Origin of the sequence: Lactobacillus kullabergensis (genome assembly GCF_000967195.1) — a bacterium.
Classification (GTDB): Bacteria; Bacillota; Bacilli; order Lactobacillales; family Lactobacillaceae; genus Lactobacillus; species Lactobacillus kullabergensis.
Window position 1 is genome coordinate 495342 of the sequence record NZ_KQ033871.1, and the last position, 9612, is coordinate 504953.

Annotated in this window: 10 protein-coding genes, 1 tRNA gene and 1 other annotated feature; of the genes, 10 read left to right on the top strand and 1 reads right to left on the bottom strand. The window is 35.8% G+C overall.

Annotation, left to right across the window (positions count from 1 at the left end):
* Nucleotides 1-440: 440 nt before the first annotated feature.
* Nucleotides 441-680: a binding site (T-box leader), on the top strand.
* Nucleotides 681-728: 48 nt separating this feature from the next.
* The 8 genes from JF76_RS02980 to JF76_RS03015 all read left to right on the top strand — a co-directional run bounded on the left by JF76_RS02980 (nucleotide 729) and on the right by JF76_RS03015 (nucleotide 7613).
* Nucleotides 729-1913 carry a metal-dependent hydrolase family protein gene (locus JF76_RS02980; protein WP_045927742.1) on the top strand — a complete coding sequence of 395 codons (1185 nt, stop codon included), beginning with the start codon at nucleotides 729-731 and terminating at the stop codon, nucleotides 1911-1913.
* Nucleotides 1914-2004: 91 nt separating this feature from the next.
* A complete protein-coding gene (locus JF76_RS02985; protein ID WP_045927743.1) occupies nucleotides 2005-2376 on the top strand; it encodes a hypothetical protein in 372 nt (123 codons plus the stop codon).
* A 156-nt stretch (nucleotides 2377-2532) separates the two neighbouring features.
* Nucleotides 2533-3534, top strand: a complete 1002-nt coding sequence (locus JF76_RS02990; RefSeq protein WP_045927744.1) for a D-2-hydroxyacid dehydrogenase — start codon at nucleotides 2533-2535, stop codon at nucleotides 3532-3534.
* A 124-nt stretch (nucleotides 3535-3658) separates the two neighbouring features.
* Nucleotides 3659-4366: a GH25 family lysozyme gene (locus JF76_RS02995; protein WP_045927745.1), complete on the top strand. Its 708-nt coding sequence runs from the start codon at nucleotides 3659-3661 to the stop codon at nucleotides 4364-4366.
* The gene (locus JF76_RS03000) at nucleotides 4363-5598 is read left to right on the top strand and encodes a DEAD/DEAH box helicase (protein ID WP_045927746.1); all 1236 of its coding nucleotides are present in this window, start codon (nucleotides 4363-4365) and stop codon (nucleotides 5596-5598) included. The genes JF76_RS02995 and JF76_RS03000 overlap by 4 nt, the downstream gene beginning before the upstream one ends.
* Nucleotides 5595-6923, top strand: coding sequence for a PTS sugar transporter subunit IIC (locus tag JF76_RS03005; protein ID WP_045927747.1), 1329 nt, complete (start codon nucleotides 5595-5597; stop codon nucleotides 6921-6923). The genes JF76_RS03000 and JF76_RS03005 overlap by 4 nt, the downstream gene beginning before the upstream one ends.
* A gap of 53 nt (nucleotides 6924-6976) precedes the next feature.
* Nucleotides 6977-7049 (top strand) — tRNA-Arg (locus JF76_RS03010).
* Between the two features lie 123 nt (nucleotides 7050-7172).
* Nucleotides 7173-7613, top strand: coding sequence for a hypothetical protein (locus tag JF76_RS03015; protein WP_045927748.1), 441 nt, complete (start codon nucleotides 7173-7175; stop codon nucleotides 7611-7613).
* 167 nt (nucleotides 7614-7780) lie between these two features.
* On the opposite strand, the gene JF76_RS03020 is transcribed toward JF76_RS03015, so the two are convergent.
* Nucleotides 7781-8017, bottom strand: coding sequence for a DUF2188 domain-containing protein (locus JF76_RS03020; RefSeq protein WP_045927749.1), 237 nt, complete (start codon nucleotides 8015-8017; stop codon nucleotides 7781-7783).
* Nucleotides 8018-8189: 172 nt separating this feature from the next.
* Here JF76_RS03020 and JF76_RS10490 point away from each other — a divergent pair, with 172 nt between their 5' ends.
* Nucleotides 8190-8324 (top strand): hypothetical protein, encoded by a 135-nt coding sequence (locus JF76_RS10490; protein ID WP_261982431.1) that lies wholly within the window; start codon nucleotides 8190-8192, stop codon nucleotides 8322-8324.
* Between the two features lie 102 nt (nucleotides 8325-8426).
* Nucleotides 8427-9569 carry a non-hydrolyzing UDP-N-acetylglucosamine 2-epimerase gene (gene wecB, locus JF76_RS03025; RefSeq protein ID WP_045927750.1) on the top strand — a complete coding sequence of 381 codons (1143 nt, stop codon included), beginning with the start codon at nucleotides 8427-8429 and terminating at the stop codon, nucleotides 9567-9569.
* Nucleotides 9570-9612: the final 43 nt, after the last annotated feature.

A 9612-nucleotide genomic window follows, 5' to 3' on the forward strand; every position in this document is an offset into this window, starting at 1 on the left:
AGTTGAGGCTCTTGCCTTTTACCCCTTTCAGGAAAAAGGATTGTTAGTTGATCACTTAAGCTAATACTAGTTGCAAACTAGTAGAAAAAACGCATATGAGTAGGGATAGATTAATTATTAGCATTCTGGCTTAACGACTAAAAACAGTGGTAATCAAAACTAATTTAAAGTCGTAGTTGGAGGTGTGGCATCAAAGCGGTTATCGATTACCTGTTACTAAAATTTTACCTAGCATAAACTTAAAAAAAGCAATATCATCAAGTTAAACAAAATAACTATTATAAAAACATCAGAAAAGTAAGGCTAAGATGATAAAATTTTTTACCATTCTTAGCCAAATAGTTAATGCTATACCCCCAAGTGAACTGCCGATTCTTCATTTTTACTTCATGGTGTTGACATAATTAATAAATAATGATAGATTAAAAGTCAATTAAATAAACAACATCTTGAAAAGCAGAGTAACTATTTTGTTGCTGATAAAGAGAGCTGATATTTGGGTGAAAATCAGTTAGCAGTAAGTAGCGAACATGGGCTTCTAATTGATGTCCATTGGTGATAATCAGCCAGTGGCGGAGTTGCATCCGTTATTTCTGCAAGCTATTGTTTGATAGTTAATGAGGTTTATTACGTGAGTAATAAATGAATAAAAGGTGGTAACGCGAGCACTCGTCCTTAAGAAGAAAAGGATGAGTGCTTTTTTTATACAAAATTTTGGAGGTTTCTAAATGACAAAAACTGCTTATACTAACGTTAATTTGTTTAATGGGATTGATGATAAAATTCAGTCTAATACAACATTAGTGGTTGATGACGAAAGTGGTAAGATTACTGAAATTGATACAGGTACTGCACCTCAAGCAGATAAAACAGTTGATTTACAAAATAAATATGTGATTCCTGGTCTAATCAATTGCCATACACATATTATTATGGATCCCTTAACCCCTGATGGTGGTAGTGAATCTGATGTAGTTTCTTCAACTGTGCGTGCAGTAAAACATTTGCATGATTTATTAAAATCCGGTGTTACCTATATTCGTGAATGTGGCAGCACTTATAATATCGATATTGCTCTTAATAATTTAATTAAGAAAAATAAGTTAACCAAAGTGCCAGAAATCGTGCCAGCAGGACACCCGTTTTCTATGACTGGAGGACACGGCGATTTGCCTAATTTTGGTGTGCTGGTCGATTCACCAGATGAAATGCGCAAAGCAGTTCGTCAGGGAATTAAAGCCGGCGCCAAGGCAATTAAAGTCATGGCCACAGGTGGCGTCATGACTGAAAACGATTCTCTTGATGATCCTCAATTAAGTGAAGCTGAAATGCACGTTGCAGTGGAAGAAGCTCACCACAAGGGTTTAACTGTGGCCGCACATGCGGAAGGCAATCCGGGAATTTTGAATGCGATTAAGGCCGGCGTTGACAGCATTGAGCACGGCTTCTACGTTAATGATGAAGAAATTAAGCTGATGATTGAAAAAGGAACATATTTGACGCCAACGATAGTTGGAGCTTGGGCATTTATCGAATATGCACCGGGTAAAATTCCAGACTGGGAAATGAATAAAATTGCGGCAGCTTGGAAAGATTTGCGCGGCAACATTACTAAGGCCAAAAATGCTGGTGTCAAAATCACTTTGGGCACTGATGCCGGCACACCATTTAATGACTTTACGATGACTCCTGAAGAACTGCCTTTACTAGTAGAACAAGGCTTTACTAATTTTGAAGCTTTAGAAACCAGCTATAATTCCGCTAAACTACTTAAAATTGCTGACGAATATGGTTCGCTAGAAGAGGGCAAATACGCAGACTTTTTGGTACTTGATGAAAATCCGCTAGAGAAAATCAATGCTGTTGTGCAAAAAGATAAAGCAGTTTATAAAAAGGGTAAGAGAGCTTACTAAATAAAAGCAAATGATTTTGCAATTTCGAACAAGTGTTCCATAATAAAAGAAGCTACTGAAAAAGTAGCTTTTTTATTATGGGGGAGAAAAAATGAATCAAAAATTTTTAGATGTCATGAATGATGAAGGACCAGTTACCATTGTTACTATTAATGCCAACCCAGCCAGTGTGGTAAATACGTGGATGTCGTATGTAAAAGTCGACGAGGCAAACAATTGCCTTTATATCCCTGCAGCGGGAATGCACAGTATTGAGAATGATTTTAACCAAGACAATCATATCCTATTAACTATGGGTTCAAAAAAAGTAGAGGGTACAGCTGGCCCAGGAGCTGGATTTCATGTTAAAGGAACCGGAAAATTTTTGGCAGAAGGACCAGAATTCTCTGAAATGCAGGCACGTTTTCCCTGGTTAAGAGAGGTTTTACGTGTTAATATCAACCAAATTGAACAAAAAATTTAATTTAGCACTTTAAAATAATGTGCAAATCTGATGGTCTTATTAGCTTTCATATGATTAGGCTTAAATTATTATTTTTTGAAATTTATCTTTAATTTTATTCTAATTTTAGATACAATAAGAGATATAAATTTTTTATCCAAAAAAGGAGGATTAATAATGAAAGCTTTACTTTACAATATGACCCCGGAGCAACAGGTTTATGCTGACAAGTGGAATAAAGATCATCCTGAAGATGATTTAGTTTCAACTGAAGACAAGCTTGATGCTAAGACTGTTGAGATGGCGAAAGGCTATGATGTTGTCAGCGTTTTGCAGGTCTTTGACATAGATGAGGAAGAGGTCTATCGTAAATTGAGCTCATATGGAATTAAGCAAATAGCTTTAAGGTCTGTTGGGTATAACATTGTCAATTTTGATTTTGTGCACAAGTATCATATGATCGTAACTAATACACCGGCATATTCTCCTCGTGCAGTGGCGGAGAACACTTTGACTTCTGCAATGTACTTGTTGAGAAAGTGGGGTCCTATTTTAGATAATGAAAGAGAGCACCTCAATTTTGTTCGGTCTGAAGATTTGATGAGTGATGAAATCTATAACCAGACAGTTGGTATTATTGGTGTTGGGCGTATCGGTTCTTGCGTTGCAGAAATGTTTCATGCTTTAGGAGCCAAAGTACTCGGTTATGACTTGGTTGAAAATCCTGCCAATGAGGCATTTTTGGAATATACCGATTTTGATACTGTAGTCAAAAATGCGGACATTTTGACATTGCATACACCTCTTGAGCCTTCAATGGAAGATATGATTAGTGCAAAGCAATTTAAAGAAATGAAGAACACCGCATATCTCATTAATGCAGCTAGAGGTCCATTGGTTAATACTCAAGACTTGATTGATGCATTGAAGAACAAAGAAATTGCTGGTGCTTCATTGGATGTTATGACTGGTGAAGAGGCAATTGTCATGAAGAAATTCAAAGATATTTCCGAATTGCCATTTGAGTACCAGGAATTAGCAAAAATGCCTAATGTGGTCTTTACGCCGCACTCCGCATATTACACCAAGACCTCTGTTAAAAATATGATTGAACACAGTATGACTGATGTTAAGCGCGTTTTAAATGGTCAAAAGCCAGTATATTTAGTTGAAGAATAATTTTTGTTTATTAAGTGATCGACTTTATGGTCGATCACTTTTTTTATTGCTAAGATTGTAGTTAGCAACTGTAGCTGAAAAATTGCTATAATGTACAGGTGTAGAAAAATAAACGGAGAAAAAGATGAAAAGGTTTCATCATAAGTTTACTTTACCTGCGATTCTAATATTGCTAATTGTTGCAATTGGGCTTCTTATCGTTGGTATAACCAATATGCATAAGCAAACTACTTTACCGCCAAATGGCAATTCAAGTGCAATTGGCGTTGAATTAAACCAGAATTATGGTTATGTTGATTTACATGAACTGCAGTCTAACGGCATTTCATTTGTCTATTTGAGAAGTACACAGGGGCGCTCGTACTTTGACGATGATTATTTGTCTTATCGTGATCAAATATTAGGAACTAAACTTGCTTTTGGCACCATCGTTGCTTACAGCAATGAATCAACACCATTGCAGCACTATCAGTATTTTCTGAAAAAGGTGGGCACAGACACGGGAAGTTTACCAATTTGTATAGAACCAGCTATTGATAGCTATGATTTATCATATATTAAACAAATGGCTCAATTTGCTGGCATGCTTCAAGGATTAAATAAACGCGTCATGATAGATATCCCAGTTAAATATAAAAAATATTTTCCCCATGGTGTACAGTTTATTACTGGCGGTAAAAAAGCCCCAAATAAAATGCAATATTCATTTTGGCGCTATAACAATGACGGACGGGTAAAGTCTGTAAGAAATTTAGAAAGTGGGGTAGTTATGCTGACATACAATGGTACAGTTACCCAGTACAAGGAGAAATACGGACAATTAACACAATAATGAAACAAGAAATTCAATCAGTTTTAACAAAATTAAAAATGGCTGAACCAACTTTGATTCAGCAAGAAACGCGAACTCCAATTTTAAATGGTGCAAGTTGTATTGCACTTGCAAAAACGGGAACCGGAAAGACCTTGGCTTATGCTTTACCCGCACTGGAAAAAGTAGAAAAAGGCAAACCCAATAGTTTAATTATTATTGCACCAACAACAGAATTAGCGGTGCAGATTCGCCATGCCATTAATCCCTTTATTCATGCTCTCGCTTTAACTGGAATTACACTTATTGGGGCAGGAAATCGCAAACGTCAGGAAGATAATTTAAAAAAGAAACACCCTGAAATTGTCGTTGCTACACCCGGAAGATTTTTTGATTTCTTTTCCGCTAATCGCATAAAAGTTAATCAGATAAGAACTCTGGTAATAGATGAGGCAGATGACGTTTTAGAATTCAATAAAATGGAATTATTAAGTTCTTTAGGGCAGAATATGACAGCTGACTCGCAAATCTTGCTTTTTGGTGCTACTGAATCTGATATAACCAAACAGGCAGAAGATATTTTTGCCCGCAAATTTATCACTATTGATGTGCGACCAGAACAGAAATCAACTGTTAAAAATTATTTTTTGCGAATAGATAATGCGCATAAAGTTGATTTTATTCAGCGGTTAATGCGCCTTGATTGTTTTAAAGGTATCCTATTTTTTGATTCAAACCAAACAATGATGCGTTTTGCCGGTATTTTGGCACATACTAAGACTAAATTTGGTATTTTAGCTAATGACTTCGGCAAGCAGAAAAGAGAGGCAGCTCTCAATAATTTTAAAGTTGGTAAAATCAAATTGCTCCTAGCAACCGACTTGGCTGCCCGTGGTTTAGACATTGCTGGTGTAACATATGTGATAAATTACGACATTCCTAGTGAAGTTAACACATACATGCATCGTGCCGGAAGAACTGGCCGCATGGGTGCCAAAGGATTTGTGGTTACCCTGGGTGATGATCATGATTTGCGCGATCTTAGGAAGCTGCTCGAGCAGAGTGTTAAAATTGAACGTGTATATTTTGCAGGGTTTCATTTAACTACTAAAAAGCCACGTAAAAAGGAAAATAAGAAACAGGACGCAACTAAAGAAAAGAAGGTTAGTGGATCAAACAAAAAACATAAAAAGCATAAGAATAAAAACAAGGGCTATCATCCCCATTATTTGAAAAGAAAGGAGCAAAAATGAGTCGATTAGTAGCTTGGCTGGAAGACTATATTTTGCCTTTAGCAAATAAATTAGGGCAAACTCACTGGCTGGTGGCATTAAGGGATGCATTTGTCTCAGTAATGCCTATTACTATTGCAGGTTCCCTTGCTGTTTTGGTCAAAAGCCTGATTGCTGCAGCTAAAACTGAATTAGGCTGGCAAACTTTTGCTTGGGCAATGCAGCCACTCTCACTAGTGTGTAATGTGGTTTGGCGCGGTACCTTTGCTTTATTTGCTCTCTTTTTGTCAATGTCTTTGGGCTATCATTTAGCTAAAAGCATGGAAGTTGATCCAGTTGCTGGAGCAATTGTTTCTTTATCTTCTCTGGCCATGAGCATTGCTAATTTAACTAAACTTAAAATTAACGGCAAAGTAGTTCCTGTTCAAAAAGCTTTTAACATTTCACAATTTTCAACTACCGGCATTTTTACTGCAATTTTATTTGGCTCAATCGGTGTTGCTATCTTTGCCCTTTGTTTTAGGGCGAGAATCAAACTTCACCTTTCTGCTAATTTGCCTTATGCTGAACAAATGGCTTTTGATTCACTCATTCCCGCAATTATTGCGATATTTTGCGTTGGTATGATTAATTTTGTCTTTCAGACAATCACGGGAACTTTTTTTGGCAACTGGCTGCTCAATTCGATTCAAACCCCTTTAGTAAAATTAGGCCAAGGCTTCGGCATGGTAATGCTTGTGACCTTATTAGTTCAGATTTTCAGCTTTTTTGGTTTTAATGGCTTAAGCGTTTGGGCTCCAATTTTAGATTCAATTTGGTTAACTGCCCAGAATGTCAACGTCACAGCTGCTCGTGCAGGAAGAGAAGCACCTTTTATTTGGGTTCGCGGATCGTTTGATGCATTTGCCTGGTTTGGAGGAACAGGGGGAACATTGATGTTAATTGTGGCCATACTGCTGTTTTCCAAGAGGAGTGACTACCGGACAATTGCTAAAGTTGCACTAGCTCCAGGAATTTTTAATATCAATGAACCAATTATTTTTGGCTTGCCTGTAGTTCTTAATCCCGTTTATTTTATTCCATTTGTCCTTGCCCCATTAGTCAATGTGGCTTTTTCTTACGGTGTCAGCATGATGAATTTAGTTAATCCTGTCCAAGCAGCAGTTCCTGCCGTTGTGCCCCCAATCATCGGGCCATTTTTAGCCTGTAATTATGATTGGCGTGCTATCGTATTGTCAATTGTTAACATGCTGATAGCCTTAGCCATTTGGACACCTTTTGTTTTTGCGGCAGATAAAATCGCTGATTCTAATGCACCACAACCATATTTTACTCGTCAATATTAGTTACTAAAAAAATTGGCTTTTATCACTCAAATTTGGTAAAGTTAATCTATTGCGACCCTGTAGTTTATCTGGATAGAACAATGGTCTCCTAAACCGTAGAGGTGAGTTCGAATCTCACCGGGGTCATATCAAGTATAATTTATATGTAAATTTCGGAATTTATTAGCTAATTTGATTGGCAGGCTATTTTTACTTAAGGTTCTGTTTTAAACGAGATTGGCTTTTTTAGTTTAATTAGAATTTTTAAAAATGAATCCACACAAAATGTCTTTACCCGAAGTTTTAGCTAATTTTCGGGCTCGTAATGTAACTTTTGAATTAAAAGATGGTACTAAAAGAACAATTTTTGTTAATGAAATTGAGGACGAAGATGATGACCAGCCTGAAATGATTTTTATGGCTGATGATCCAAAAGATGATGTTTTTATCTCTCAAGTGGTTGATGCAATTCCAGGCAGTGCCAATTTTTCTTTGGCTATACATCAAATGACATACTTTGAATTAAAATTTGTCCTAAAAGGTAAAAAAGCTGCATTTAAACTTAAAGATGGTGCAATTAAAACTTTTATTGTAACGAATGTTTTAATCAAAAATGCAGCAAAGACCAATTTCACATTTGTTGGTAACAAAAAAGAAGATAGTATTGATAGTTCAGATATTTTAGGGGTAAAAATAATTGTGGACAAATAAAAGTCTGATTACCAAGAAGATAATCAGACCAGAATTTGAAAGATTTGTTATTTATGTAAATATGAATAAAATAAAGTTTATATTTTAGTTTGAGAAATATAGATTAATTAAAATGTCAGATTAGATAAAATATATGAAAATAGTAGTAATAACAATGTATCGATATATTAGCCTGCGGCTTTGGGACTGTCACGACCATACGAATTTTTAAGATTAATACGCCCGTTTCTTTTTTGACTAATTAGTTCGGTCTTTTTCTTTTGTGCCAGACTTTTTGCATATTCTAAAGCATCAGCTTTTCTGTCAAAAGTTTTAGAGAATTTGTCGCTACCAGCAATTTTAACAGCCCATTTATCGCCGTGAGTAGTGACCCAAACATTTTTAGTGACTTCCACCTTGCCCATAATTTATTCACCTCTTTTCAAAATCATTATACAGCGAATTAATATATAAAGTGAAAGAATAAACACTTTTATAAAATAAATATTTGTGTAGTTACTGATCTAGAGCATTTTCTTACTATATTTTTAATAGAAAGGTGATTTCAAAATACGAATAACTAAAAAGATAATTAATATGAATAGAATTACTGCTATTCCAAGTAAAATTCTTCTGCATTTGACTGTCTTTCTGCCGTCAAAACTAAAGACAAAACAAAAAGCTGCTAAAACTATTAACAGTCCTGTAATTAGTAATAATTTAAATCCATGATACATTTCTTCACCAACTTTTGTTATTCAATAGTTATTAAACCATAATTTACTTGTTTTTTTGCCGCTAATTTACTAATATATTAATAAAATGGAGGAAATTATGAGCAAAATTAGGGTAATGACTGTTTTTGGTACCAGGCCTGAGGCCATAAAGATGTCTCCGTTGGTACAGAGACTAAAAAAAGATGATCGATTTGAAGAAGTTACGGTGGTTACAGCACAACATCGAGAGATGCTGGATCAAGTTCTTAATATATTTAAAATCAAGCCGGAGTATGACTTTAATATTATGAAGAAAAACCAAACTTTAGAGAGCGTGACAGCCAAAGTATTAATCGATATGACAAAAGTTCTAAAAGAAGTTAAACCAGATATTGTTTTGGTTCATGGAGATACAACTACCAGCTTTGCTGCTGGTTTGGCCAGCTTTTATCTTCAATGCCCACTCGGTCACGTTGAAGCTGGCCTTAGAACCTGGAATAAGTATTCACCTTTTCCCGAAGAAATGAATAGGCAAATGACAGATGATTTAACTGATCTTTATTTTGCACCAACTGCGGTAAGTAAGCAAAATCTGATTAAAGAAAACCACAATTCTGATAATATTTTTATCACTGGTAATACAGCTATTGATGCCTTGGAAGAAACTGTTCAAAGTGATTACCACCATGAGGTTTTAGATCTGATTAAACCCGCAAGCAAGATAATACTTGTGACCATGCACAGGCGGGAAAATCAGGGAGAACCTATGAGACGGGTTTTTAAGGTGATGAAGCAGGTCGTAGACAACCATGATGATGTTGAAATTATTTATCCTGTGCATTTATCACCAAGTGTCCAAAAAGTTGCTCACGAAATTTTAGGTAATGACTCGCGAATTCATTTGATTGCCCCTTTAGATGTGGTTGATTTTCATAACTTAGCCAAATTAAGCTACTTCATCATGACAGATTCTGGAGGAGTTCAAGAAGAAGCTCCTGCTTTAAACAAGCCAGTCCTAGTTTTAAGAGATACTACAGAGAGGCCAGAAGGTGTTAAAGCTGGTACACTCAAATTAGTGGGAACACAAGTTGATAATGTTAGAAACGCAATGTTGGAGTTACTTGATAATAAGAAGGTATATGAACAAATGGCTAACGCCAAGAATCCTTATGGTGATGGTCATGCATCAGAACGAATAATGGATGATATTGCTTACTATTTTGCTCAAAATAAGGGTGAAAAACCAGCTGATTTTAAATGAGCTATCTAAATTTTGTTATACAAAAAGCCAAGAAAATTTTTGG